We start from the raw sequence: 24,117 nt of genomic DNA, 5'->3' as shown, positions 1-24,117 counted from the left end.
TTGCGACGAGGCCCACGAAAGCGCCCGTTGTCCCCGGCGGCAGGCACGCATCGACTACGCTGATGTGGCGTATATACGTGATCGCTGCCTGAGGCGCAATCGGTACAAAACCAGACGAAGCAGTTTATTTCGATGAGCGGCGCCGCAACCGGCTTTTCTTAGGTTTTACTTAGACGATCCTGCGGATCGCCTTGCGCCGCCACACCAGGTGATAGTAGGCGGCCTGCATCAGCAGCATCGCCGTGAACGCGGCGGGATAAGCCATCCAGACTCCGGTGACGCCGATCCAGGCGCTGAGCCCGAGCGCCACCGGCACCTCGACCGCGACGATGGCCAGGATCGACAGCGCGGTGGGCGCGACCACGGTGCCGCTGGCACGCATCATGCCGGAGAACACCCCTGCCATGCCGAAGGCGATGCCGCTCCACAGCACGATGTGCAGCAGCTGCTGCGCCAGCTCGACCACCACGGCGCTGGTGATGAAGAGCCCGATGATCGTGCGCGACAGCGCATAGGCGATCAGCACCAGGCCACCGGTGAGCACGACGTTCAGGATCAGGCCCATGCGGGTGATGGCGCCGAGCCGCTCCAGCTGCCCTGCCCCGATCGCCTGCGCCCCCAGCACCGACACCGCGATGGCGATCGACATGGCCGGAAACTGGACATAGGCCATCACCTGGTTGACCGCGCCGTAGGCGGCCGTCGCGCCGGAGCCGAACTGGTTCACCAGGCCCAGCAGCACCATCTCGGCCAGCGCCATGATCACCATCTGCACGCCGCTGGGCAGTCCGATGCGCATCACCAGGCGCAGGATCGCGCCGTCGATGCGCAGGCTGCGCAGCAGCACGGCATCCGGCGCCAGCGGATGGCGCTTGCGCCGCAGGTGGACGGCCAGCATGGTCAACGCCACCATGAACGCCACCACCATGGCATAGGCGGCGCTCGGCGCGCCCAGCGGCGGCAGGCCGAGCCAGCCGCGGATCAGCGCCGGCGTGACGGCCAGCCCCACCAGGGTCGACAGGCTGAGCGCCCATAGCGGCGTGACCGTGTCGCCGACGCCGCGCAGCAGCGCGGTCGAGACGAAGAACACGAACAGGATCGGCATCGAGACCAGCATCACGCGGGCATAGGCCGTCGCCTCGGCCAGCACATTGGCCGGCGTGCCCAGCAAGGACATGATCTGGTGGGCGAAGATGCCGCCCAGCAGCGCGATGACGATGCCGGCGCCGGCCGTCGCCGCCAGGGTGGTGCCGACGACAGCCTTGGCGCGCCCGCCATCGCCCGCGCCCCAGGCCTGCCCGACCAGCACCACAGCCCCGCTGCTCATCCCCATGATGAAGGAGATGAAGAAGAACGAGACCGGAAAGACGGCGGATGCGGCGGCCAGCGCGTCGACGCCGGCCATCTGGCCGAGATAGATGTTGTTGAGCGTGCCGGACAGCGCCTGCAGAATGTTGCTGGCCATCATCGGCAGGAGAAAGACCACGAACGTCTTCCACAGCGGCGGCTTCGCGGTCATCGGCGCCTTTCCTGGACCAAGGGGATATCGGCGCGGGCACGGCATCCGCACGTCAGCGACGCCGGATGCGCGCGGCCTCGGCCGAGGCGTGGCTATATGTTGTCGGGCGATGCGTCGCGGAAGGCGGGCGCAGCCAGCTGCCGCGCATGATCGCGGATGTCGGGCGGCCAGGGCTGCGTCAGGGCGTCAAACCGGCGCCGCTCGCCGGCGAACAGCGCGCGCGTCGCCTCCTCGTAGCCGGGCATATCGCCGGCCATCGCCGACATGAAGCGATACGCCGCCTCCTGGGCCTGGCGCTTCTGGTCCCGCGCACCGGATGTGCGGCGCGCCTCGTCCACCAGCCGACGCAAGGCGACCGAGGCGCCGCCGGGCTGGCTGCCCAGCCAATCCCAGTGCCGCGGCAGCAGCGTGACCTCACGCGCGACGACGCCCAATCGCGGGCGCCCCGGTCCTCGCCGCTCCGGCGATGCCGGCGACAGACGCTCCAGGACCGCTTCCGTCGATCCACGAAAATCGACGTCAATCGGCTTGCTTGTCACATCGTCAAATATGAGAATCTGTTGTTTTTCAACATCTTTTAGCAAATTCTTAACTTCAAGTATCACCTGAAGAAGATTGCCGGAAGCGATGCGCTGATGGCCCCGGAAAGCCGTGCAGCGTTGATCGGGTGTGGTCGACATACGGATCTTTTATCCGGGTATAAATAGGTTGTCAATATTATCCGGGTATAAAAATAGCGCATGGCGCGTTTCCTGTGGTGGCGCCTGACCGAAAACGCGATTACACTGGAATGAAATAAACCATGCGTTGTCACCTTCACGATGGAGAAAACCGTGAAGCGAGCAGCACTCGCCATCGCTCTTCTCGTGGGCGTGCTCGTCACCCTGCCTGCCCGCGCCGAATCGATTGCCGGCAGCACCTTCGCTTCCGGCAACTGGCGCGGCGCCGCTTTTGAAGCCAACGGGCGCTTCACGCATTGCGGGATGAGTGCCCGTTACCGCAGCGGCATATCGATGTTCTTCTCCGTGTCGGGTGACTGGACCTGGCGCATTGCCTGGCAGCACGACGATTGGCGGTTGACGGTCGGCCAGGCCGTGCCCGTGACCTTCTGGATCGACTCGTTCCAGCCCCGGCAGGTGAACGCCAAGGCCACGCAGGCGAGCTTCGCCATCGCGGAGCTGCCCGCCGAGGCGAACATGTTCGACCTCTTCCGCCGCGGCTACATGCTCTACGTGACGGCCGAGGGGCGCCGCTTTCAGTTCAGCCTCGATGGCACCTACGCGGCGTTGACCTCGCTGGGCATGTGCGTGAAGCAGCAGCGGCAGATCGCCGGCCTCGATCCCGCGCCGACACCGCCTCAGCTCCGGGGCCCGGCGCCGCACGAGCCGCAGCCGACCCCACGACCGCAAGCCGACTTGCCGCAACCGACGATGGAGCAGCGGCTGCAGGCGATGACGGTTGTCGCCAACATGCTGGCCCAGAGCGACATGGGCGGCTTCCGAATCCTCAGCGACAGCGAGCTCCGGACGCTCGACAACAGCTTCCTCAACATCGGCCACATCGTCTGGCAGGGGCCGCGCGTCCTGGGCATGCTGCGGATCATCCCCAGAGGCGCCGCCGCCAGTGTCGACGAGGTCGCCGCGAACATCCTGGCCGGCGACAGCCGCAGCTGCAAAGGCACGTTCGCCTCGGGCTTCACGTCCGACGAGCTGGGCGCGGCCAAACGCATGTTCTCCGCCTGCGACAGCGCCGTGCTGCGCGTGCTGCTGCGCTACACGGTCGTCGCGGCTGACGACGGCGTGTTCTACATCTTCCTCACCACCGGCCGGCACGGCGACCTGGCGAACCGCGATACCATCGACCAGGCCGAGGCCACGCTGCGCAAGGCGGTGTACGAGGTGATGCGCCGATAGGCTGCCGCGAGCCGGCGGCACCGGCGCCGTCAATGCGCTTCGGCCGCCAGCACCGCCTCGGCCCTGATCTCCTCGGTGAGGCGCGCCTTCAGGGCCGAGAATTCCGGCGTCGTCTTCAAGGTGTAGTGCCGCGGATGCGGCAGGTCGATGGCGATGTCGGCCTTGATGCGCCCCGGCCGTGCGGTCATCACCACGACGCGCGAGGCGATGAAGATCGCCTCCTCGATGTCGTGGGTCACGAACAGCACCGTCTTGCGCTCACGCTCCCAGATACCCAGCAGCAGCTCCTGCATCAAGGCGCGCGTCTGGGTGTCGAGCGCGCCGAACGGCTCGTCCAGCAGCATGATCTGCGGGTCGTTGGCCAGCGCGCGGGCGATGGCGGTGCGCTGCTGCATGCCGCCGGAGAGCTGCTTGGGCCAATGCCGCTCGAAGCCGCGCAGCCCCACCCGCTCGACGTAGTCGGCGACGATCCTGTCCTGCTCGGCCGGCGGCAGGCGCCGCTCGCGCAGGCCGAAGGCGATGTTCTGCGCCACCGACAGCCACGGGAAGAGCGTGTAGGACTGGAACACCATGCCGCGATCGGCGCCCGGCCCCCTCACCTCGCGCGCATCGAGCAGCACGCGGCCGCTGGTCGGCCGGTCGAGGCCGGCCACGATGCGCAGCAATGTCGACTTGCCGCAGCCCGAGGGCCCCAGGATGGCGATGAAATCGTTGGCCTCGACGGCCAGCGTCGTCGGCTCCAGCGCGCGCGTCGGCGCGCCGCCATGCACGCCGGGAAAGACCCGCGCGACGCCGTCGATCAGCAGCTTGCTCACGCCAGCCTCCAGGGGAAGAGCGCGCGATTGGCCGCCTTGAACAGGAAATCGGAGATCAGCCCGATCAGGCCGATCACGATGATGCCGAAGATCATCTGGCCGGTGGCCAGCAGCGCCTGGCTGTCGATGATCATGTGGCCGATGCCGGACGACGAGCCGATCAGCTCGGCGACGATGACATAGGTCCAGGCCCAGCCCAGCACCAGCCGCAGGATCTCGGCGATGTCCGGCGCATTGGCCGGGATCAGCACGCGGCGGACCACCGAGCGGTCGCCGCAGCCCAGCGTGTAGGCCGCCTCGACCAGGTCGCGCCGAGTCTGACCGACGGCGACGGCTACCATCAGGATGATCTGGAACACCGAGCCGATGAAGATCACGAGCAGCTTCTGGGTCTCGCCGATGCCGGCCCACAGGATCAGCAGCGGCACGAAGGCCGACGCCGGCAGGTAGCGCGCGAACGACACGAACGGCTCGAGGAAGGCCTCGACCGGCTTGTAGGCGCCCATCAGGATGCCCAGCGGCACGGCGACCAGGGATGCCAGGATGAAGCCGCCGACCACGCGCCAGACCGTGACCGCGATGTCGGCGGCGAAGCCGAACCGGGTCAGCAGCGTCCAGCCGTCCATCACCATGGTGATCGGATCGGCCAGGAAGGTCCGGGAGACGAAGCCGCCCAGGGTCGCCGCCGCCCAGACGGCGACGAACACCACGAAGAACGCGATCCCCAGCCCGATGCGGCTGGCCCGGCCGACGGGCTCGAGTGGACGCGGCATGGTCAGGCGTGGCGCAATCGCGCGCAACGCACCTCCGTCATCCCGAGCGCAGCGAGGGATCTCGTGCGGCCGGATGCACGGTGCGTCATTCGCGGGAGATCCTCGCTGCGCTCGGGATGACAGCTGGCACGAACGCCGTCATTGCAGGAAGCGCGTGTCGACGATGGCGGCGATGTCCGGGGCCTGCTTGATGATGCCGATCTCCTGCAGCAGCGCCGCCGCCTCGCGCGAGAAGGCCTGGAACTCGCCGGTGAAGAACTTCTGGTTGGCCGCGCGGTCCTGCCAGCGCAGATACTTGGCCGAGCCGGCGAACTGCTCGCCGGTCTGCCTCACGTCGGCCCCCATCACCTCGTAGGCCTTGGCGGGCTCCTTGGCGATCATCGCCACGGCCTCGAAATAGCTGTCGGCCAGCGCCTTGGCGGCCTTGGGGTTGTCGTCGAGGAACTTGGGCGTGCAGCCGAACGTGTCCATGATCATCGGATAGTCCAGGGTCGTGGCGATGATCTTGCCGGCCTGCGGCGCGGCGCGGACCGACGACAGGTAGGGCTCGTAGGTCATCGCCGCGTCGTTCTGTCCGGCGATGAAGGCCTGCGCCGCGGGCCCCGGCTCCATGTTCACGACAGTGACGTCCTTCACGCTCAGCCCGTTCTTCTTGAGGAACCATGCCAGCGTGAAGTAGGGCGCCGTGCCGGGCGCCGACGCGGCCACCTTCTTGCCTTTCAGGTCGGCGATCTTCTGCACGTCGTTGCGCACCACCATGCCGTCGGCGCCATAGGACTTGTCGAGTTGGAAGATCTGCTTGGTGGCGATCCCGTTGGCGTTCCACACCACCCAGGTCTCGACCGTCGTCGCCGCGCACTGGATGTCGCCGGAGCCGATCGCCAGGTGCCGGCTTGCCTGCGGGACCTTCTTGATCGTCACGTCGAGGCCGTTCTTCTTGAAGATGCCGGTCTCCTTGGCAAGGGTCAGCGGCGCGAACCCGGTCCAGCCGCTGATGCCGATGGCAACCTTCGTCTCCTGCGCCATCGCGACCGGCGCCGCCGCCAGGGCCGCGACGGCCATCGCTCCCACGACCCAACCTGCCTTCATGATCCTCTCCCCCGCTCGAGCCCAGCCCTGGCGCTCGAAGCAAGGATCGCACCACGTCGTTCGTGGACTGTCAATCAGCCGGCCCGGCGATCCCCCGAGCCGACCCCGCTCGGAGCGCGGGCAGCGCTCTAACCTGGAATCGCTGGTCACTGATCCACCTGTCATCCCGAGCGCAGCGAGGGATCTCCTGCGGCAAGGCGCATGGTGCGCCATTCGCGGGAGATCCCTCGCTGCGCTCGGGATGACAGTCATGACTCACCTTCTGCCGATAGCCGGTGCTAGTCGCTGCGGAACAGGCTCGAGCGCTTGCCCTGCGCCCGTGTGTAGCGTTCGAAGGCGGTATCGAACGCCGGCCCGCTGAGCCGGCCGATCTCCTCCAGCGACAGGTCGCCACGCGGCGGCATCCCGCCTTCGCTGATCGAGGCGGCGGCGCGGGCCTTGAGCGCCGCCAGAGTCGGATCCCCCGCCGACGGCGTGCGCGCCGTGCCCTTCACATAGCCGCGTGCCCTGGCAAGCTCATACGCCTGCTGCGCCGGGCTGCGGCCGGCGCGCAGCGCGCCAAACGCGATGGTGAGCTCCTCGCGCTGGACCTGGGCGCGGATGGCATCGTCATGCCAGCCCTGGGCGCGCAGCTCCGCGACCCGGCCGGCGAGAAGATGGTTGTAGGCCTGCGGGAAGTCGGGCGTCTGGGCCGCGAAGCGCTGGGCGTCAGCCACGTAGTCGCTGGCCACGCGCTGCTCCAGGGCCTGCGCCTGCAGGTAGTGCTGCATGTGCTCGCGCTGCTGGCGCTCGTAGCGCAAGGCGCCGATCGGGTCCTGCTGCGGATCGGGCGGCATGTCCTGGGGCTGCATCTGCGCCTGCTCGTGCTGGCGCTGCTGCATCATCGCGTCGACCTGCTCGCTGAACGCCGCCAGCCGGGTTTCCAGGGCGCGCCGCTTGCCGCGTTCCTCCTTCAGGACCTGATACGGCACGTAGCGCGAGTCCTCGCCGGACCGGCCGTCGCCATCGCCGTCACCGTGGTCGTCGGCCGGCGGCAACGATGGATCGGCGAGGTCCGCTGCCGTGGATGCCTCGTGCAGCTGCGAATCCGGTGCCGGCTGCTGTCCGGCGTCGCTCTGCAGGCTCGCCAGCTCGGCTTCGGCGCTGGGCTCGCTGCCTGGCTTCTGATCAAAGATGCTCATGGTCCTCCTATGCTGCCAGCAACAGCAGCTCTTCATCGTCCTCCTCGCGCGCCCGCGCGATGGCGGCATCGACGTCGGCGCGGATGGCGGCCAGGGCCGCCTCGATGCGCGCCAGCGCCTCGAGGCTGGCGGCATCGTCGATCTGCGCGATCAAGGGCTGGAGCGCCGGCTCGACCAGCGCCGGCGCCGACGCCGACGCCGTCCCGGTGATCCCGGTGGCGAGCCGGCGCAGGCGCCGCTTGCCACGCCGCAGCTGGCGTCGCAGCCGCGCGAAGCCTTCCACCGTCCAGGCGCCGCCGCCCAGCGTGCCGGGTGCCGGCAGCAGCACAGGCACCGCGGCCGCCACCAGGCCCTGGGCCGACAACATCACCGCCGCCAGCGGCAGCGACGCCGTGCCATGGCGCGCGAACGTGCCGGCAGCGGCGAGGCCGGTGTTGCCTAGCGTGGCCGCCGCCACGCCGCGCAGCGCCAGCGCACCGGCGGCGACGGCTGTTGTCGGCGCCAGCCCGGTCGATGACGCGGCCCGCAGCGCGACCGCGCCGGCGGCAGCAACCGTGACGGCGCCGAGCGACACGCCAGCCACGCCACTGATGGCGGCGCCGGCCTGGTCCTCGAGCAGCAGGCCATCGCCCGTCTCGAGCAGGAGCCGGTCGCCTGTCTCGAGGTCCAGATAATTGGCCATCAGCGTGCCGACGCGAGATGCTTCATGTAGGACACGAAGTCGACGACGAGGCCACGCTCGTTCGTGCCGCTGGTCTTCCTGAAGCCTACGTTGAGAGTGGCGTCCTGGTCATACATGTTCGTGTTGACCGTGACGGGCGAGCTGCCGTTGACGATGCAGCTGGCGGAGGACGCATCGGCGGCGATATCGATCTGGATGCGATACCACGTGTCCACCTGCACCGTGACACCCGTGTCGGCGGTGCTTTCGACGCCGCCGCTGCGGGTGACCAGCTGCCATCTGCCGCCGTTCACGTTGTCCGAGTATTTGACGTAGATGCCGTCCTGATTGAGCTGGCTGTCGCCCTCGGCCGGCAATCCCATCTGCACGATGTACCGGTCGCCCGATATCGAGAGATTGCCTTCGGTCTTCACGATGAAGAGCGTCCGGACCGCGCCGCCCTGCATGCTGACGCCGCGATACGTGCCCCAGAAGCCGCCGTTGTCGTCGGTGTTGGCGCCGAAGATGCGGGCCACGCCCTGGTGGTTCTGGTCGACCTGGTTGGAGCTGCCGGCATTGCCGTAGGTCGGCATGTCCATGGTGATCAGGTCGGTCTTGAACCAGGCCATCTTGCGCGCCGAGCCGATGAGAATATCCCACGGCGTCGTCTTGCGCTGCTTGTCGGCGTCCGTCGCGCCGGCCGCCACGACGTAGTACAGCAGGTCATTGAAAGGGTCGCCGACATTGGCCTCGCGGGCGGTCAGCGCGGAGAGCTTCTGGTCGGCCATCAGGCGTTCCCCGCCGTCAGCGTGAAGCCCGTGATCGTGAAGGCCTGTCCGGCCGCGAACGACGTGTTGTCCACGGTCATGTCGCCGCCGCCGCCGGTGGCCGTCACGCTGCCCTGCAGATGGCACGTCGTGCCGTCGCTGGCATAGAGCCGGAAATGACCGGCGGTGCCGCTGCTGTCGGCGCTGGCGTCCTCCCAGGTGCCGTTCTTGGCCTTGCTGCCGCCGGATGCCGCCAGCATCCAATCGCTGGGCAGGGCGCAGGTCGCCAGCACGGTGCCGCTGTCGGCGGTGGCGCAGCTGGCGGGCTGCGCGCCGGTCCGGATCTTCAGCACCGCCGAGACGCCTGTCGCGGTCTCGATGGCGTCGAGCTGGGCATTGCGTGCGGCGGTGGAAAGCTGGACGGTCATGGCGCTGAACCTCTCGAGCATCGGATATCGGAAGCGGACGCAGACCCGGCCTATACGCCGTCAGGCTTTCTGACCTTCCGGGTCCCGACCGCACGTCCGGTGCGGGGATCCCGCACCAGCTCGTTGTCGGCCATCAGGGCATTGGCGAGCTCGGCCAGGCCGGCGGCCAGGGCCGCCGCGCTGCGCTGGCTGCTCTCCGTCAGCGCGGCCAGCGTCCGCTCCTGGCGTTCCGACAGGCCGTCGAACAGGCGTGAGATCGGCCCCCTGCCGTCGGCCGCGCCTCCCGCCAGCTCGACCTTCAGGCCATGCGCCTCGATGTCGAGCGCCGCGCGGGACTGGGCGCGCTCGCGGTCGATATCGGTCTCGGCCTGCGCCTTGAAGCGCTGGATCTCCATGTCGTGCTTGGCGCGCGCCATCTCCATCTGCATGCGGGCCTCGGCCTTCTGGCGCTCCAGGTCGGCGTTCAAGGCCGCTTCCTGCTGCCGCATCTGCAGCTCCGCCTTGCGGGCCTCGAGCTGGGCCTGCATCCTGATCATGTCCGGATTGGGCGGCGGCCCCTGCGCTTCGAGCTGCTGCTGCACCTCCTTGAGCTTGGCGACGAAGGATTCGGGCAAGGGCGAGTATTCCATCGCCAGCATCATCATCTTCGGCGGCAGCACGTTGCGCAGCATCGGAAACAGCTGGGTCAGCACGGCCCAGGTCTGCTCCTTCTGGTTCGGCGCCGTCGGCGCCTGGTCGACGATGACGTCGTACTGGGCCGTCTCCGGCAGCTTCCATTGCGGATGCTGCAGCCCGGCCGGGCCGCCGAAGGGCACGTTCTGGCTGCCCTGGTCCGACGTGATGCGGATGATGCGGCCGTCGCTGACGTAGCGCTGCATCATGTACAGCCAGCAGCGGCCCTGCATCTTGCGGAAGCGGCGCAGCGAGTCGAACAGCGGCGCCAGCAGGGTCACCGCGCTCTGCTTGCGCTGCCATTCCAGCACGCCGGCCTGCTGGCGGTCGGCCAGGCCCAGCAGCTCCTGGTTCACGCCCGAGACGTCGGTGAAGCTGGCGTTGGCATACTGCAGCAGCCGCTCGACGCCGGCTGGCCAGGTCGGCGGCGGCTTGGGCTGCACGGCGTTGCTCTTCAGCGCGCCGTCGGAGAACCAGGTCACGGCCGCAGGATCGGCCCATGACGCCTCGAACTCATGGCGGTCGGCGACGGCGCCCTCCTCGGCCATCAGCCCGCCTTTGGCGTTGCTGTTGAGGATGTGCATGATCTGCGCCAGCCATTTGTTGGACCAGCGCTGCGGATCGCGCAGCATGCGCACGATGCCGAACCAGTGGTGATGCTCCCGATCACGGAAGCCGGTGATGCAGTGGTAGGTGAAATCGTGCGGGCACACGACGTCAGGGCCCTGCACGATGCTCTGGCCGATCACGAAGCAGCGCCGCGTCATGCTGCGGCGCTTCATGACGAAGGGAACGCCGCGCTCCTTCAGCTTGTCGCGCAGCTCGTCGGTCAACTCGCCGGCCGGCACCTCGATGGTCTCGGCGACGCCGGGATGGCTGATGACATAATAGACCTCGCGCTCCTTGTATTGGTACTCCAGCACCAGGATGTCCTGGCCGACATCCCGGTCATCGCCGCCGGCGCCGCCGCGATAGGCTGTTCTTGGACTGCGATCGACGGGATCACCGGTGTTGTCCGCGTCGTCGTCGAAGGCGCTGGTGAACGGCCCCGTGAAATCGGGCCAGATCGCCTTGATCTCCTTCTCGGTGTAGCGCTTGCGCCGGAAGACATAGCGGGCATCGGCGAGGTTGGGCTTCTGGCTGGAGGGATCCCACAGCATCTCCAGCGGGTCGACGCGCTCCTCGATCAGGTCGTACTCCGGATTATGCGCATCGCTGAGGCGGTCGTTGGTCCAGCCCATGCCCGTGATGATCATGTCGCGGAAGGCGTCGCTCTCCTCGAACTCGGCATCGCAGGCGTCGCGGAAATAGCGGCTGGCGGCGGTCAGCAGCTCGTTCACCCGCGCATCGCCCAGCGTGCGCGGGATGTAGCGCACCTCGGAACGGTTGTTGGCCTCGTGGCCGATGACGGCGTTCACCAGCCGCATGACGCGGTTGAAGGTGACGATCGGACGCTGCTGCTCCGCCATCTTGTCGATGTCGGCATCATCCCATTGCTCACCGGCATAGAAGCGGAACGCCTCGCGCGCCTCCTCGCGCCAGCGCGACGCATGATCGCGCGCCGCCTCGTAGCGCGCCTGGATCTCGGTCAGCAGCGATGCGTCGTCAGCCAAGGGGATGTCTCCGTTATAGCCTTCTTCCTGCGAAGGCGGGGAGAAGGTGCCCGAAGGACGGATGTTGCTGCAGGCCTCCGCTGCAGCTGATGACGGGGTCGGACCGCGTCGCTCCAGCGACGCACCGGCGCGGAGCGCCGGCTTGCAGCCATGAGCGCCGCTGGAGCGGCGCGGTCCCAGCCGTCGCCAGCGACGCACTTCCTTGGCCGAGCCACCGCAAGATCCTTCCCGGCTACGCGCTCATCCAGGAGCCGGAGTCGCGACGGCGCGGCGCGTAGCGCTGCGGCCTGGACAGCGGCGCGCGCCGATGCTCGCCGGCGGCCAGCGTCAGCAGGAAGGCGTCGGCGAGGTCGGGGCTGCGCAGGCCGCGCCGCCGCATCTCCTCCTTGGACTCGACCTTGATCTTGCCGGTTGGTGTCATGCCGTAGGTGACCGACACCAGCTCGGCCTTCAGCGCATTGTCGCGCGGCATGATCGCCGCGCCGTCCTGCAGCCAGGCGCGGCCGCGGAACCACAGCTCGTCGCGTAGCCGCATGTAGCGGTCGCTGGCCGCGGCGCCCTCCCCGACATTGATCTGCCGCGCCGGCAGGCCCAGCTCGCGCAGCTTCAGGTAGGTCGCGGCGCCCATGCCGATGGCGTCGACCATGATGGCGGCGGGCCGCATCTGGGCCTCGGTCGCCTGCCACTGGTCGAAGATGCGCAGCGCCGTCTGGTGCGGGTCGTTGCCCGACCACCAGCGCACCGGCTCCAGCAGCTCGTTGCCGCAGCGCTTGGCGAGCGCGCTGCGGTCGCTGCCCATCCAGGCGACATCGACGCCCCAGACCGGCGCCAGGCCCTCGACGCGCGCCACCGTGCCGGCGCGCCGCATCGCGGCGTCGATCAGGTGCAGCGGCATGACCGAATCGTCGCCCTCGAGCGGGAACTCGCCCAGCACGCGCACGCGGTACTGGTTGCTGTCCCTGCCGTAGTGCCGGATGACGTCGTCGACATGGCCCTGGGCGTTGGGCACATCCAGCGACGACACGACCAGCGTCTTCCAGCGGTCGGCCTGCTCGTGATGGGTGCGGTGGAAGTAGCCCGCGTTGCGCGTCGGATTGCTGAAGATCGCCTGGATGGCGCCCTCGGTCGACAGCGCGCCGATATTGGCCTCGTACATGCGCTCGTCGATGCCGCTGGCCTCGTCGATCAGGATCAGCACGTTGCCGGCGTGCAGGCCCTGCAGCGCCTCAGGCTGATCGGGCCGGGCCGTGCGGGCGCGCACCAGGTTCTCGTTCACGAACGCGATCTCCAGGTCATTGATCTGCATCCGTCCCGCCAGCCAGGCCCCGACCGGGGTCCTGTCGCGCAGGCGCGGCGCCCATTTGCGGATCTCCGGCCAGAGATTGACCTCGATCTGCGGGCCGGCCGGCGCCGTGATGCCGACCTTGGCATCGGCCCGCGTCAGCGGGAACCACAGCGCCAGCCAGGCTTCGAGCGCCGTCTTGCCGACACCGTGGCCGGAGCGCACCGAGATCCGCTTCTCGCCGGCCCCCAGCCATTGCAGCACCTCGCGCTGCCAGGGATAGGGCTCGGCGCCCAGCGCCTCACTGACGAAGAGAAGCGGCTGGGTCGCCCAATCCGCCATCAGCCGGCGCAGCGCATCCGGCGGCATGTCCGGCGGCGGCGCCGGACCGGGCGGCGCGGATGGCGGCGGCGGCGGTGAGGACGTCGGCAAAGTCATCCGGCATGCTCGCGGTTGCGACCGATCCCGGCCGGCCACAGGCGCGATTGAGGATCGACTCGGCGGCCGAGATGCGGGCCCCGGCCGGCGAGTCGGGATTGGCCATCACGTCGACCAGCGCCGCGATGGCGGCTTCGACATGGCGCAAGGCCAGCGCCCGCACGTCACCGCCGGCATCGGGGCTGCGGCAAGCGGCGCGGCCGGTGCGGGGCGCCCCGCCTGGCTTCGATCTCATTTGCCGGTGCCGGCCGATGTGGCGGTCTTGTCGCCGGTGCGCCGCAGGCCCGACTTGCCCCCGGTGCTGGCGCGGGGATGCGGTCCGCAGCCCTTGGTGACACGGGGTGGCTTGGCGCCGGCCGAGAAGCCCGGCCCCGTGCGCGGTGCGTGCAGAGGACCTTTCATGTCCGCTCCTTCGCAAGGCTGATCGTGTGGGGATGGGCGTAGTTTTGTTCTATTCTCTTGAATTAGTCAAGTAAAAAATGAACATATCAGGAACATAGAACAAACAGAGTCGGCCGACGATTGATCACTCCGGTACGAATACAGGACAAGCGGCCGCCAGCCTCGTCACTGCCTGGGCATCGCGTGCGATGGCATCGGTATGGCGGCTCGTCCGGCCGCTGGAACGAACCCTGCCATAGTCCGCGTCCTTCGCTGCGGGCTTCGGCCTCTTCCACCGCGTAATCCGGTGTCGGCAGCGCCACGGCCCAGCCGGCGCGCACCAGCTCGCGGCCGATATCAGTCTCGCCGGCTTGGCAGGTGACGAGCGGGCGCCGGTACTGGTCGCGGCGCTCGCCGCTGCAGCGCAAGGCGCGGCCGGCGATGATCACGGCCAGGGCACGGCGCGCCTAGGCCCCGCAGGCATAGGCGGCGCCGTCCGCATCACGGCAGATCTGCGCATTGTCGGGCGCATCCAGCCCCGCCAGCCGCAGCCGATGCCCGGCGATCGCGACCGTGCCGCCATCCATGACTCCCTCTGGCCGCCATCACGACGATAGCGATCGCCGGGGAGACTACCTCAGGCCGAGGCGGCAACGAACGGGCATGGCAGCCCCACCTGCGCCGCTCGGGACAGTGGATCTGCTTGCCCTGGGAGGACGGCCGATCACTGCCAAGGCGAGCTCATCAGCCGATAATCGGCCGCGCGCTGGCGGGCTTCCTGGACCTGCGCCGGCGTCAGACGGGCAGCGATGGCGTTGCGCTCCCGGATCGCGGCATCGCGCCAGGCAGTGTCGTCCGTGCCGAAGCCCGTCGCCGCAAGGTCGAACCACACCCAGGCCTGCACATCATCGCGTGTCACACCCCGGCCGTTGCCATGCAGCACGCCCAGGCCATATTGCGCCGTGGCGTTGCCCTGATCGGCGGCGCGGCGATACCACTTGGCCGCTTCCTCATAGCTCAGCGCCAAGCCATGGCTGTGGCCGTACATCGTCGCAAGCTCGAGCTGGGCGTCAGCGTCGCCCTGCTCCGCGGCCTTGCGGAACCAGGTGGCGGCTTGCGCCGGATCCTTCACCACGCCGACGCCCGCGGCGTAGGCGCGGGCAAGCGCCAGCTGCGCCTCGGCGCGGCCCTGCGCCGCCGCCAAGCGATAGAGCCGCACCGCAGCCGCCTCGTCCTTCGGCACGCCCTTGCCGAGGAAAACCAGCTGCGCCAGGACGAACTGGCCCTGGGCGTCCTCCTGGTCAGCCGCTTTGCGGAACCAGGATGCCGCCTCGGCGAAGTCTTGAGGCAGGCCACCAGCGCCGTCACGATAGAATGCACCAAGATCGACCTGTGCCCTGGCGTAGCCTTGCTCCGCTGCCTTGCGGCACCATTGGACGGCCTCGACATCGTCACGCGACCCGCCGACCCCGAGAGCAAGGGCGCGGCAGAGCCTGTGCTGACCGTAGGCATCGCCCAAGGCAGCCGCGCGGCGATAGTACCTCGCCGCCTCGGCCTCGTCCTTCGCGATGCCACGCCCCTCTTCGTACATCATGCCGATAGCGGTGATCGCCTGCCCGTGATCCTGCTCGGCGGCATGGCGAAACCACCGCAAGGCTTCGCGGTCATCCCGCGGCAAGCCTTCGCCCTGCGCGTAAGCCCGGCCGAGTGCGTACTGCGCGTCGGCATCGCCCTGCTCAGCAGCCTTGCGGAACCACGAGGCCGCTTCGGCATCGTCCTGCGCCAAGCCACCTCGGCCGTCGCGGTAGAAGACGCCAAGGTTGACCTGCGCGTAGACGTGGCCCTGCTCTGCCGCCTTGCGGCACCATTGGACGGCCTCGACCTCGTCGCGCGGCACCCCGGCCTCGACCATGAGGGCGCCGCAGAGCGCATGCTGCGCATCGGCCAGCCCTTGGTCGGCAGCGAGCCGGAAAAGCCTTGCCGCCTCGGCCTTGTCTCGCGTGACACCGTGGCCATAGGCATGCATGCGGCCAAGGTTGTAGCGGGCCAAGGCGTAGCCTTGCTCCGCTGCCTTGCGATACCACGACGCCGCCTCCGGCGCGCTCTCCTCGACGCCAAGGCCCCGCTCGTACATCATGCCAAGCTCATCTTGAGCCTCGGCATCGCCCTGGTCGGCGGCGAGACGAAAGAGCCGCACGGCCTCGGCGGCGTTCTTTTCGACATCGCCGCCGTCTCGGTGCAGTCGTCCGAGCACAAGGCAGGCTTGCGGATGCCGTTGCACCACTGCCTTGCGCAGCCAGAGGACGGCTTCGACGCGATTCGGCGTGACGCCGATGCCGTCCATGTAGACATGACTGAGCTGATACTGCGCTTCGGCATTGCCTTGCTCGGCGGCCTTGCGCAACCACGTCACAGCCTCTGCTCGATTCTCTGCCGTTCCGTGCCCCATCAGATACAGGGCTGCGAGGCTGTACTGGGCTTCCGGAAATCCCTGCTCGGCGGCCTTGCGTTCCCATTCCAATGCAACCGCGGCATCCTTGGGCACGCCCTGGCCGAAAAAGTAGCTTCGCGCCAGGTCGTGCTGGGCACCGGCATGCCCTTGCTCGGCGGCAGCGCGAAACAGGCGCGCGGCTTCGGCATGATCCGCCGTCACGCCCTCTCCGTTGCGGTACAGCCAGCCAAGCCTGTACTGTGCATCGGCGTTGCCCTGCTCGGCGGCCAGGCGATACCACTTGGCCGCCTCGGCCATGTCCCGGGCGACGCCAAGACCTTCGCGGTAGGCATCGCCGATGGCCACCTCAGCCTCGGCCTCCCCCTGCGCCGCCGCCCGGTGGTGCCATTTCAGAGCTTCGGCGTGATCGCGTGGAACGCCAAGCCCGACTCGGTATAGATGGCCGAGCGTGATCTGAGCCCCGGGATCGCCAGCTTCGGCCAGCGGCCGCAGCAGGCGCACGGCCGTGGCGTAGTCCTCGCGCATGACGGCAGCCATCGCGTCGTCGATCGGCGCCGTTGCCGCCGGCCCGACGATGCCTGTCGCCAGGCCGGCGGCAACCACTGTCACCAGCAACCGGTGACGCATCTTCCCCCGGCGCCGCGGCGCCGGGCCTTGGTCGGTCATCGTTTCCCCCAGGGGCAGCTTCTGGATCGGCCGCCTCGGATATGATTTGCTGGACAGCACACCACGCATCGAGGACCGCTCACGGCGCCTCACCTCGGGCAGCGTGACAATGAGATTATAGATAGAAAAACTGTGCGCGTCCACAACTTATTGCATACAGATGCAGTCTTGACGGTCAGCCACAGACGCACCGGCCCGACGCCGGACGCCAGCGCAATGTGGCGGCGATGACCGGACCGCAGGAGCGGCAGCGGGCGACCGCGCTGGGGGCGATCTCGATCCTGATGTGGTCGGCTCTGGCGTTGCTCACGGTGCTGACCGGCAAGATCCCGCCCTTCCAGCTCGCGGCGATGACCTTCGCCATCGGCGCCATCGTGGGCGGCGCCTGGATCATCGCCCAGGGCCGCGCGCTGCGCGCCGCCATGGCCTGGCCGCCGCGCGTCTGGCTGCTGGGCGTCGGCGGCCTGTTCGGCTACCACCTGCTCTACTTCGTGGCGCTGCGCCAGGCGCCGCCGGCCGAGGCGAACCTGATCAACTACCTCTGGCCGCTGCTGATCGTGCTGCTGTCGGCCCCGATCGGCGGCGAGCGGCTGCGGGCCTGGCACCTGGGCGGCGCCGTGCTGGGCCTGGCCGGCATCGTGGTGCTGACCCTGGGCCGCGGCGAGGTCGGCTTCGCCGGCGCCCATTGGCCGGGCTATCTCGCGGCCCTGGGCTGCGCCGTGGTGTGGGCGGTCTACTCCGTCACCAGCCGGCGCTTCGGCGAGGTGCCGACGGACGCCGTCGCCGCCTTCTGCGCCGCCGCCGCCGTGCTGGCTGCGCTCTGCCATCTGGCGGTGGAGACGACGGTATGGCCGGCCACCACGGGCGCCTGGGCGGCGGTCGCGGCGCTCGGCGTGGCCCCGGTCGGCGCCGCGTTCTATCTCTGGGACATCGGCATGAAGCGCGGCGACATCCGCGCCCTGGGCGCGCTCAGCTACGCCACGCCGATCCTCTCGACCGCCCTGCTGGTCGCCGCCGGCCGCGCCGCCGCGACGCCGACGCTGCTGCTGGCGGCCGCCCTGGTGGTCGGCGGCGCCGTGCTGGCGTCGCGCGACCTGTGGCGGCGCGCAGCCTGAGATCTCGCCTCGCGGCATATCCGATCGAATGGTATGCTTGCGTCAGTACCGTGGTCTCGCTGCCCGAGCCGACACGGGGATCGCATGAAGTGGCTCCCCTGCCTCGCTTGGCTGTCCCTGCTGCTGCTGGCTGCCGCGCCGGGCTTCGCGCAGACCGGCGATCGGATCTACCGCCTCGGCATCCTTTCGCCGGTGGAACCAGAGACCGCGCGCCGCGTGATGTTTCCCGAGCTGGCGCGGCTCGGCTACGCGGAGGGACGCAACCTGGAGGTCCATGTGCGTGTGGCCCCGCCGGATGGACTGCGGGACGCCGTCCGCGATATCATTGCCCGCCGCCCCGACGTCATCCTTGCCATCTCCGAAGCCGTGGTGCGGGCCGCTCACAACGAGACGAAGACCATCCCGATCGTCATGGTTGGCGATGACCCCGTGCGCCTCGGCCTCGCACGCAGCCACGCGCGTCCTGGCGGCAACGTCACTGGTGTCTCACTTCTCCCCGGCGAACTGGACGCCAAGCGGCTGCACCTGCTGGTCGAGGACACCGAAGACAACCGCCAGATCGTGCGCGACCTGCTGACCAGCGTCGGCTACGAGATGATAGAGGCGGCCGACGGCGCCGAGGGCGTCGCGGCGGCGGCGCGCGAGAAGCCCGACCTGATCCTGATGGACATCCAGCTGCCGGTGCTCGACGGCTACGAGGCGACGCGCCGCATCAAGGCCAACGAGGCGACGCGGCATATCCCGGTGATCGCCGTCACGTCCTACGCCCTGAGCGGCGACGAGGGCAAGGCGCGCGCCGCCGGCTGCGACGACTATCTCGCCAAGCCCTTCAGCCCGCGCCAGCTGCTGGCGATGGTGCGGGCCAGGCTGGGGTAGCGCGCCCCATGACCGGCGCGCGCATCCTGGTGGTCGACGACGTCCCGGAGAATCGCGAGATCCTGCAGCTGCGGCTGCAGAGCCAGGGCTACGCGGTGACGACCGCGGTCGACGGCCAGGACGGCCTCGCCAAGATCGCGTCGATGGCACCTGATGTCGTGCTGCTCGACGTCATGATGCCCAAGCTCGACGGCTTCGAGGTCTGCCGCCGGCTGCGCGCCGATCCAGCGATCCCGTTCGTGCCCATCATCCTGCTGACGGCGCGCGCCGAGACCCGGGATCTCGTCGCCGGGCTGGGTGCCGGTGCCGACGACTACCTCTTCAAGCCCATTGACCACGCCACGCTGGTGGCGCGCGTGCGCGCCATGCTGCGCATCAAGCGTTTGCACGACCAGGTGCAGCAGCAGGCGCGCGAGCTTGCCGACTGGAACACCAGGCTCGAGGCGCGCGTGGCGACGCAGCTCGAGGAGATCGTGCGCGTCGGCAAGCTCAAGCGCTTCCTGGCGCCGCAGCTCGCCGAGGTGATCCTGGCCCAGGGCGACGACAGCATCCTGCGCAACCACCGCCGCGACATCGCCGTGCTGTTCTGCGACCTGCGTGGCTTCACCGCGTTCGCCGAGCATGCCGAGCCCGAGGAAGTGATGGCGCTGCTGGCCGACTTCCACGCCGCGGTCGGGCCGCCGATCCACGCCTACGAAGGCACGCTCGACCGTTTCATGGGCGACGGCCTGATGGTCTTCTTCAACGATCCCCTGCCCTGCCCCGATCCGGCCCACCGCGCCGTGCGGCTGGCGGTGGCCATGCGCGAGGCCGTGCACGCCATCAGCACCAAGTGGCAGCGCCGCGGCCAGCCGATCGGCTTCGGCGTCGGCATCGCCCAGGGCTACGCCACCCTGGGCCAGATCGGCCTCGAGGGCCGCAACGACTACAGCGCCATCGGCTCCACGCCCAACCTCGCGGCGCGCCTGTGCGGCGAGGCCGCCGACGGCGAGATCCTGATCAGCTCACGCGTCGCGGACGCCGTCGGCGACATCGCCGAGCTGCAGGCCACCGACGCCAGGATCCTGAAGGGCTTCACCCGAGCGGTGCCGGCCTGGAATGTGATTGGCATGCGGTAGGTCACGTCCCCGCCGCGCTGGTGCCCCCCGCGCTGGTGAACGTCAGCCGATTGCCGAACGGATCGGTGATCGACATGTCGCGGCCCCACGGCATGTCCTCGATCCCCGGCCGCGTGTTCTTGTGCTTCTGCGCCAGCAGCTGGGTATGGAAGGCGTCGAGCTCGTCGGTCTCGATCCGGATGGCGGCGCCGGGACAGGCATCGCCGTGATGCTCCGAGAGGTGGATGATGCAGCCGTCCTTGGAGACCTGCATGTAGAGCGGCAGGTCCGGCTCGAAGCGGTGCTCCCAGTCGACCTTGAAGCCCAGGAACGAAACATAGAACTCCTTCGCCTTGGTCTCGTCGAAGATCCGCAGGATCGGTGTCGTCTTGCCGAAGCTCATGTCAGGCCGCTCCCTTCCAGCGTCGCGTGGTGGCCTCGAGCGGACGGCCGGGCGCATCATGCAACTATATGATTGCAGGTCAAAGTCGATACGCAGTCAGCGCCCGGCCAGATCGTAGCTGGTGTTCTTGCTGCCGCCAGGATTGCGCCGCAGGATGCCGCGCTCGAGCAGATCGTTGATGTCGCGCTGCGCCGTGGGCACCGAGCATTTGCCGATCGCCGCCCATTTCTTGGCGGTCAGCTTGCCTTCGAATCCGTCCAGATACCGGTTCAGCACCACCTTCTGCCGTGCCGTGAACAGCTCACGCGCATAGCGCTGCCAGAAGTCGGCCTTGCTCAGCACATTGTCACGAGCCGATTCGGCGCCGTCGAGCGCGCGGGAGAAGCAGTCGAGGAACCAGACCAGCCACTGCGTGACGTCAAGACCGCCCTTCTGCGTGCGTTCCAGCATGGCGTAGTAGCCGGTACGCTCCTTCTGGATCTGGTTCGACATGCTGTAGAAGCGCTGCCCTGAGCCTTCCGACTGCGCCAGCGCCTGGTTAGCGATCGCACGCGCCACGCGTCCATTGCCGTCGTCGAACGGATGGATGGTCACGAACCAGAGATGCGCGAGGCCGGCGCGCAGCAGCCCCTCCGGTCCGCTTTTGCGATTGAACCATTCCAGGAAGCGCCGCATCTCGGTGTCGAGCCTCGCAGCCGGAGGCGCCTGGTAGTGAACGCGCTGGCGTCCGATCGGGCCAGAGACGACCTGCATCGGCCCCTGCGCATCGTCACGCCAGCGACCCGTCTTTACTCGATGCAGGCCTGAATAGCCGGTCGGGAACAGCGCGGCCTGCCAGCCGCACAGCCGCCGTGCCGTCAAAGGCTTATCGTGATTTTCCGTGGCATCGAGAAGCATGTCGACGACACCTTCTGTCCGACGATCGACAGCAGCGGCAGCCGCATCCGGCAGGCCAAGACGTCGCGCGAGTGAGGAACGCACGCTGTTGCGATCGAGCATATCACCCTCGATCGCGGAGCTCTTGAGGACATCTTCGGTCAGCGCATTGAACTGCGCCTCACGCCGGAGGTCAAAGCCCAGACGCGCCATGCCGCCCAGCAGCTGCCCCTGCTTTAGCCGCGCGGCTGCGAGCGGCTCGAGCAGCCGTGCATCCTGCCACCGAAAATCCGGCCATGATGGCCTTTCCCAGATGTACATATTCTCCTCAAAACGTGATGAGAATGTAGGGCCTTTCGCCTCAAGATTCAACTTATTCTCATCATAAAATGAGGAGAATGAGACGCTTTCTCCTCACGGAAACGCATCACCCCGCCGGGCGGCCCTCTGCCCTTCATTCGCTTCGGGGCGAGCGTCAGCTCTGTCTGCGCTATCGGCGGCGGCACGCGACGTGCCGTGAGCGACTGCTAAGTTGCCGCTCACTTGGCCTGTTCCCGAGGCAGCCAGTTCCCGCGGGGGCCGCCTTGCGCCCGCCACGCGTTCCGTGTCACGATTCTTGCACGAGCGATAGCAGTCAACGTCGAACAATCTCGCTGGCCCGTCGAGCGCCAGGCCACAATAAAGACGTTTGGGAGAATGCCATGCCGATTGCTCCCGCGCACAAGCGTGTCCGGCCCGACACCTCCAGGAAAGACGGGCGAGCCGTGGCGTGGCGGCGTGCTCTTCTCGCACTCCGGCTTCATGTCGGTGATCGAGGAGACCCAGCTGAACGGCACCCTGCTGGCGATCGAGGAGATCAACGGCAGCGGCGGCGTCAACGGCCGCGAGCTCGTCCCTGTCGTCTACGATCCGGCCTCCGAGTCGGCCGCTTTCGGCCACTACGCCAAGCGCCTGATGATCGAGGACCGCATCACGACCATCCCATCTTCGGGTGCTACACGTCGTCGAGCCGCAAGGCGGTGCTGCCCGTCGTCGAGCGCCTGAACGGCCTGCTGTGGTACCCGACCCTCTACGGCACGACTGGACCACCTGCTGGCCATGGTCGATATCGATGGCCTCGAGGCCTGGATGGTGAGCGGCCTGCGCGCGACCGCCGACGATCGTGGCCGGCGGCGCGCCTATTTCGCGCTCGATGACCCGCTGGCGCAGCGCCTCCTGGCGCGCGGTGGCGCCGCATCCGACTTCCGTCGTGCCGAATCGCGGCTTGCGGCGCAACTCACGGCGTTATGGGGCCTGCGTCCGCCGCTGCGCCCTGCCCTGGCGCCGGCCGACGCTCCCGCCCCGCGCCGTACATCCTTCACGGGAACCCTGCTGCGCTTCCCGGAGCGTTTCCCGGGCCTCTCGGGCGATGCGGCGATGGCGCTCTACCGCGCCGCCGCGGCGCATCTGGGCGCCCATCTCACCTACACGCCCCAGCGCTTGGCGATCGGCACGTTGAAGCCGCTGCAGGTCACGTTGGTTTCGCTGATCGAGGATGCCCGCGTCGAGGCGCTGGCGCTGCGGGCCATGCCCGGCCTGCGTCATTTCTGGTCGCCGTTCCACGTGGCGCTGCCACACGGCGGCACGGCGCCGGCATTGCTGGCCCGCCTGGCGCGTGCCCTGCTCGACCCCGCCTATCGCGACGACGATGCCTGGGTCGCCAAGGGCCGCACCCTGTTCGCGCAGGCGACGCTCACGGATCCGCGGATCAGCCGCCCCTTGGGCGGCTTGCTGGGCAACGACCTGGGCCAGATGCGTGTGCAGTTCAATCCCCACACCTATGTCGTCGAGCCGGCCTATCGTGACGACAACGCCGGCCTCTGGGATTTCCCCGACGCGCCGGACGCCGTCATGGACGATATCGCGCTCACGATCGACACGGCCCGCATCGAGCGTTGTGACGAGCCGCAGGCGCCGGCATCCGACGACGCACCGCCGCGTGATGACGTCGGGCGTGCGCGCCCGGCGGCGCCGGCCGCCGCGGAAGGCGATCGCGACCTACCCCGAGTGGGATCACGTGCTGGCACGCGAGCGCTCCGACTGGACGACGATCGTGGAGACGGCGCCTTCGCCAGCACCGGCGGCGTGGTCCCTGTCGACGCCCTTGGCAAGCGACGATGTCACCCGCCGCGTCCAGGCCCTGGCGAAGACGGCGACGATCGGCCGGCGCCTGCGGCAGAAGCGGCGCAGCGAGGGCGAGACCCTCGATATCGATGCCTGCATCGCCGCCCATGTCGCCCTGCGGACGTGCCAGCCGCCGGATCACAGGGTCTATGTGCGCCATGTCCCCGGCCCGCGCGACCTGGCCCTGCTGCTGCTGGACCTGTCGGAATCGACCAATGACGCCGACGGCGATGGCCGCACCGTGCTGGCGGCCGAAAGAGCCGCCGCCGCGGCCATCGACGGCGCCGGCGACGCGCTTGCGGTCCACGGCTTCTGCTCGGACGGCCGCCACAAGGTATTCTACACCCAGCTCAAGGATTTCGACGAGCCGTTCGACCTGCCTGTGCGCGGCCGGCTGGCCGGACTGCGCGCCGGCTTCTCCACCCGGCTGGGGACGGCGATGCGCCATGCCGGCGCAGGCCTCGAGGCGCGCCGCGCCTTCCGGCGCGTGCTGCTGCTGCTCACCGACGGCGAGCCGGCCGACATCGACGTCTTCGATCCGCTCTATCTCGTGGCGGATGCCCGTCACGTGGCGCAGCGCTTGCGCCAGCGGGGCGTCGACGTGTTCGCGCTCGGGATCGGCGCCGGTGTGCATCTGGCGCGGATCGTCGGGCCGCATGCGGTCCTGCAGATGCCCGATATCGCCGCCTTGCCGGCCAGGCTCCTGCAGCTTTACACCCGGCTCAAGCGCTGACCGCCACAATCCCATCCGTTGCCGGCGGGGGTCTATCGAGGCTGCCTTGCCCGAAGTGATCGGTCCATTCCGGAGCGACCGTCAATCGCCTTGTTGACTGCGAAACCGATCTCCATTGAATATATCGATCAGCTGTTTTTGCTCCTGCATAGAATCAACAAACATATTTCCCCGCCTCTGTCCCAGCGGGAATCTCTTCAGCAA

The 24,117-nt window shown here is 68.6% G+C and carries 25 protein-coding genes; 8 read left to right on the top strand and 17 right to left on the bottom strand.

Annotated elements, in window-relative coordinates:
• Positions 1-169: 169 nt before the first annotated feature.
• Together FHP25_RS05390 and FHP25_RS05385 are read right to left on the bottom strand one after the other, a co-directional pair.
• Entirely contained in the window at positions 170-1,519 is a 1,350-nt protein-coding gene (locus tag FHP25_RS05390; RefSeq protein ID WP_147845872.1) for an MATE family efflux transporter, read from the bottom strand.
• Between the two features lie 92 nt (positions 1,520-1,611).
• Positions 1,612-2,199, bottom strand: a complete 588-nt coding sequence (locus tag FHP25_RS05385) for a DUF2239 family protein (protein WP_147845871.1) — start codon at positions 2,197-2,199, stop codon at positions 1,612-1,614.
• Between the two features lie 153 nt (positions 2,200-2,352).
• On the opposite strand from FHP25_RS05385, the gene FHP25_RS05380 reads away from it, so the two are divergent.
• Positions 2,353-3,432, top strand: coding sequence for a hypothetical protein (locus tag FHP25_RS05380; RefSeq protein ID WP_147845870.1), 1,080 nt, complete (start codon positions 2,353-2,355; stop codon positions 3,430-3,432).
• 29 nt (positions 3,433-3,461) lie between these two features.
• Here the strand turns inward: FHP25_RS05380 and FHP25_RS05375 are convergent, their stop codons facing one another.
• The 13 genes from FHP25_RS05375 to FHP25_RS05320 all read right to left on the bottom strand — a co-directional run bounded on the left by FHP25_RS05375 (position 3,462) and on the right by FHP25_RS05320 (position 16,650).
• Positions 3,462-4,247, bottom strand: coding sequence for an ABC transporter ATP-binding protein (locus FHP25_RS05375; RefSeq protein WP_147845869.1), 786 nt, complete (start codon positions 4,245-4,247; stop codon positions 3,462-3,464).
• A complete protein-coding gene (locus FHP25_RS05370; protein ID WP_147845868.1) occupies positions 4,244-5,020 on the bottom strand; it encodes an ABC transporter permease in 777 nt (258 codons plus the stop codon). Before FHP25_RS05370 ends, FHP25_RS05375 begins: the two co-directional genes overlap by 4 nt.
• Before the next feature lie 138 nt (positions 5,021-5,158).
• Positions 5,159-6,109, bottom strand: a complete 951-nt coding sequence (locus FHP25_RS05365; RefSeq protein ID WP_178133320.1) for an ABC transporter substrate-binding protein — start codon at positions 6,107-6,109, stop codon at positions 5,159-5,161.
• A gap of 278 nt (positions 6,110-6,387) precedes the next feature.
• Complete coding sequence (locus FHP25_RS05360) at positions 6,388-7,290, bottom strand: hypothetical protein (protein ID WP_147845867.1); 903 nt, start codon at positions 7,288-7,290, stop codon at positions 6,388-6,390.
• Between the two features lie 7 nt (positions 7,291-7,297).
• On the bottom strand, positions 7,298-7,972 hold the full coding sequence (locus tag FHP25_RS05355; RefSeq protein ID WP_147845866.1) for a hypothetical protein: 675 nt from the start codon (positions 7,970-7,972) through the stop codon (positions 7,298-7,300).
• Positions 7,972-8,739, bottom strand: coding sequence for a hypothetical protein (locus tag FHP25_RS05350; RefSeq protein WP_147845865.1), 768 nt, complete (start codon positions 8,737-8,739; stop codon positions 7,972-7,974). The genes FHP25_RS05355 and FHP25_RS05350 overlap by 1 nt, the downstream gene beginning before the upstream one ends.
• Positions 8,739-9,146: a hypothetical protein gene (locus FHP25_RS05345; RefSeq protein ID WP_147845864.1), complete on the bottom strand. Its 408-nt coding sequence runs from the start codon at positions 9,144-9,146 to the stop codon at positions 8,739-8,741. Before FHP25_RS05345 ends, FHP25_RS05350 begins: the two co-directional genes overlap by 1 nt.
• A gap of 50 nt (positions 9,147-9,196) precedes the next feature.
• Positions 9,197-11,431 carry a portal protein gene (locus FHP25_RS05340; RefSeq protein ID WP_147845863.1) on the bottom strand — a complete coding sequence of 745 codons (2,235 nt, stop codon included), beginning with the start codon at positions 11,429-11,431 and terminating at the stop codon, positions 9,197-9,199.
• Between the two features lie 232 nt (positions 11,432-11,663).
• Entirely contained in the window at positions 11,664-13,055 is a 1,392-nt protein-coding gene (locus tag FHP25_RS05335; RefSeq protein WP_178133319.1) for a DEAD/DEAH box helicase family protein, read from the bottom strand.
• Positions 13,015-13,386: a hypothetical protein gene (locus FHP25_RS05330; RefSeq protein ID WP_147845861.1), complete on the bottom strand. Its 372-nt coding sequence runs from the start codon at positions 13,384-13,386 to the stop codon at positions 13,015-13,017. Before FHP25_RS05330 ends, FHP25_RS05335 begins: the two co-directional genes overlap by 41 nt.
• The gene (locus tag FHP25_RS40695) at positions 13,383-13,553 is read right to left on the bottom strand and encodes a hypothetical protein (RefSeq protein ID WP_178133318.1); all 171 of its coding nucleotides are present in this window, start codon (positions 13,551-13,553) and stop codon (positions 13,383-13,385) included. The genes FHP25_RS05330 and FHP25_RS40695 overlap by 4 nt, the downstream gene beginning before the upstream one ends.
• Positions 13,554-13,639: 86 nt before the next feature.
• Entirely contained in the window at positions 13,640-13,981 is a 342-nt protein-coding gene (locus FHP25_RS05325; RefSeq protein ID WP_178133317.1) for a thermonuclease family protein, read from the bottom strand.
• Between the two features lie 275 nt (positions 13,982-14,256).
• Entirely contained in the window at positions 14,257-16,650 is a 2,394-nt protein-coding gene (locus FHP25_RS05320) for a tetratricopeptide repeat protein (RefSeq protein WP_178133316.1), read from the bottom strand.
• 227 nt (positions 16,651-16,877) lie between these two features.
• Here FHP25_RS05320 and yddG point away from each other — a divergent pair, with 227 nt between their 5' ends.
• The 3 genes from yddG (at position 16,878) to FHP25_RS05305 (ending at position 19,759) form a co-directional block, all read left to right on the top strand.
• Entirely contained in the window at positions 16,878-17,765 is an 888-nt protein-coding gene (gene yddG, locus FHP25_RS05315; protein ID WP_147845858.1) for an aromatic amino acid exporter YddG, read from the top strand.
• A gap of 84 nt (positions 17,766-17,849) precedes the next feature.
• A complete protein-coding gene (locus FHP25_RS42400; protein ID WP_331461667.1) occupies positions 17,850-18,641 on the top strand; it encodes an ABC transporter substrate binding protein in 792 nt (263 codons plus the stop codon).
• 8 nt (positions 18,642-18,649) lie between these two features.
• Entirely contained in the window at positions 18,650-19,759 is a 1,110-nt protein-coding gene (locus FHP25_RS05305) for an adenylate/guanylate cyclase domain-containing protein (protein ID WP_147845857.1), read from the top strand.
• A 1-nt stretch (position 19,760) separates the two neighbouring features.
• Here FHP25_RS05305 and FHP25_RS05300 read toward each other — a convergent pair whose 3' ends face one another.
• Together FHP25_RS05300 and FHP25_RS05295 are read right to left on the bottom strand one after the other, a co-directional pair.
• Positions 19,761-20,141 carry a glyoxalase superfamily protein gene (locus tag FHP25_RS05300; RefSeq protein WP_147845856.1) on the bottom strand — a complete coding sequence of 127 codons (381 nt, stop codon included), beginning with the start codon at positions 20,139-20,141 and terminating at the stop codon, positions 19,761-19,763.
• Between the two features lie 96 nt (positions 20,142-20,237).
• A complete protein-coding gene (locus FHP25_RS05295) occupies positions 20,238-21,338 on the bottom strand; it encodes a Fic family protein (RefSeq protein ID WP_147845855.1) in 1,101 nt (366 codons plus the stop codon).
• A gap of 456 nt (positions 21,339-21,794) precedes the next feature.
• On the opposite strand from FHP25_RS05295, the gene FHP25_RS05290 reads away from it, so the two are divergent.
• From FHP25_RS05290 to FHP25_RS40680, 4 genes are read left to right on the top strand one after another with little or no spacing between them, the layout of a single operon-like run.
• Complete coding sequence (locus FHP25_RS05290; protein WP_218578194.1) at positions 21,795-22,061, top strand: transporter substrate-binding protein; 267 nt, start codon at positions 21,795-21,797, stop codon at positions 22,059-22,061.
• Positions 22,001-22,213, top strand: a complete 213-nt coding sequence (locus FHP25_RS41280; RefSeq protein ID WP_231712212.1) for a transporter substrate-binding protein — start codon at positions 22,001-22,003, stop codon at positions 22,211-22,213. The genes FHP25_RS05290 and FHP25_RS41280 overlap by 61 nt, the downstream gene beginning before the upstream one ends.
• Positions 22,116-23,399, top strand: a complete 1,284-nt coding sequence (locus tag FHP25_RS41740; RefSeq protein WP_178133315.1) for a hypothetical protein — start codon at positions 22,116-22,118, stop codon at positions 23,397-23,399. Before FHP25_RS41280 ends, FHP25_RS41740 begins: the two co-directional genes overlap by 98 nt.
• Positions 23,332-23,913, top strand: a complete 582-nt coding sequence (locus FHP25_RS40680; protein WP_178133314.1) for a VWA domain-containing protein — start codon at positions 23,332-23,334, stop codon at positions 23,911-23,913. The genes FHP25_RS41740 and FHP25_RS40680 overlap by 68 nt, the downstream gene beginning before the upstream one ends.
• Positions 23,914-24,117: the final 204 nt, after the last annotated feature.

Origin of the sequence: Vineibacter terrae (assembly GCF_008039615.1) — a bacterium.
Lineage (GTDB): Bacteria > Pseudomonadota > Alphaproteobacteria > Reyranellales > Reyranellaceae > Vineibacter > Vineibacter terrae.
The sequence above is the reverse complement of the archived record's forward strand: the minus strand, read 5'-3'. Positions and strand labels throughout refer to the sequence as shown.

What these genes read in the sequence shown, in the direction of transcription:
- FHP25_RS05390 (WP_147845872.1), bottom strand. Translation starts at nt 1,519, where the DNA reads ATGACCGCGAAGCCGCCGCTGTGGAAGACGTTCGTGGTCTTTCTCCTG.
- FHP25_RS05385 (WP_147845871.1), bottom strand. Translation starts at nt 2,199, where the DNA reads ATGTCGACCACACCCGATCAACGCTGCACGGCTTTCCGGGGCCATCAG.
- FHP25_RS05370 (WP_147845868.1), bottom strand. Translation starts at nt 5,020, where the DNA reads ATGCCGCGTCCACTCGAGCCCGTCGGCCGGGCCAGCCGCATCGGGCTG.
- FHP25_RS05365 (WP_178133320.1), bottom strand. Translation starts at nt 6,109, where the DNA reads ATGAAGGCAGGTTGGGTCGTGGGAGCGATGGCCGTCGCGGCCCTGGCG.
- FHP25_RS05360 (WP_147845867.1), bottom strand. Translation starts at nt 7,290, where the DNA reads ATGAGCATCTTTGATCAGAAGCCAGGCAGCGAGCCCAGCGCCGAAGCC.
- FHP25_RS05355 (WP_147845866.1), bottom strand. Translation starts at nt 7,972, where the DNA reads ATGGCCAATTATCTGGACCTCGAGACAGGCGACCGGCTCCTGCTCGAG.
- FHP25_RS05350 (WP_147845865.1), bottom strand. Translation starts at nt 8,739, where the DNA reads ATGGCCGACCAGAAGCTCTCCGCGCTGACCGCCCGCGAGGCCAATGTC.
- FHP25_RS05345 (WP_147845864.1), bottom strand. Translation starts at nt 9,146, where the DNA reads ATGACCGTCCAGCTTTCCACCGCCGCACGCAATGCCCAGCTCGACGCC.
- FHP25_RS05335 (WP_178133319.1), bottom strand. Translation starts at nt 13,055, where the DNA reads ATGGCGGATTGGGCGACCCAGCCGCTTCTCTTCGTCAGTGAGGCGCTG.
- FHP25_RS05330 (WP_147845861.1), bottom strand. Translation starts at nt 13,386, where the DNA reads ATGAGATCGAAGCCAGGCGGGGCGCCCCGCACCGGCCGCGCCGCTTGC.
- FHP25_RS40695 (WP_178133318.1), bottom strand. Translation starts at nt 13,553, where the DNA reads ATGAAAGGTCCTCTGCACGCACCGCGCACGGGGCCGGGCTTCTCGGCC.
- FHP25_RS05320 (WP_178133316.1), bottom strand. Translation starts at nt 16,650, where the DNA reads ATGACCGACCAAGGCCCGGCGCCGCGGCGCCGGGGGAAGATGCGTCAC.
- yddG (WP_147845858.1), top strand. Translation starts at nt 16,878, where the DNA reads ATGACCGGACCGCAGGAGCGGCAGCGGGCGACCGCGCTGGGGGCGATC.
- FHP25_RS42400 (WP_331461667.1), top strand. Translation starts at nt 17,850, where the DNA reads ATGAAGTGGCTCCCCTGCCTCGCTTGGCTGTCCCTGCTGCTGCTGGCT.
- FHP25_RS05305 (WP_147845857.1), top strand. Translation starts at nt 18,650, where the DNA reads ATGACCGGCGCGCGCATCCTGGTGGTCGACGACGTCCCGGAGAATCGC.
- FHP25_RS05300 (WP_147845856.1), bottom strand. Translation starts at nt 20,141, where the DNA reads ATGAGCTTCGGCAAGACGACACCGATCCTGCGGATCTTCGACGAGACC.
- FHP25_RS05295 (WP_147845855.1), bottom strand. Translation starts at nt 21,338, where the DNA reads ATGTACATCTGGGAAAGGCCATCATGGCCGGATTTTCGGTGGCAGGAT.
- FHP25_RS41740 (WP_178133315.1), top strand. Translation starts at nt 22,116, where the DNA reads ATGGTCGATATCGATGGCCTCGAGGCCTGGATGGTGAGCGGCCTGCGC.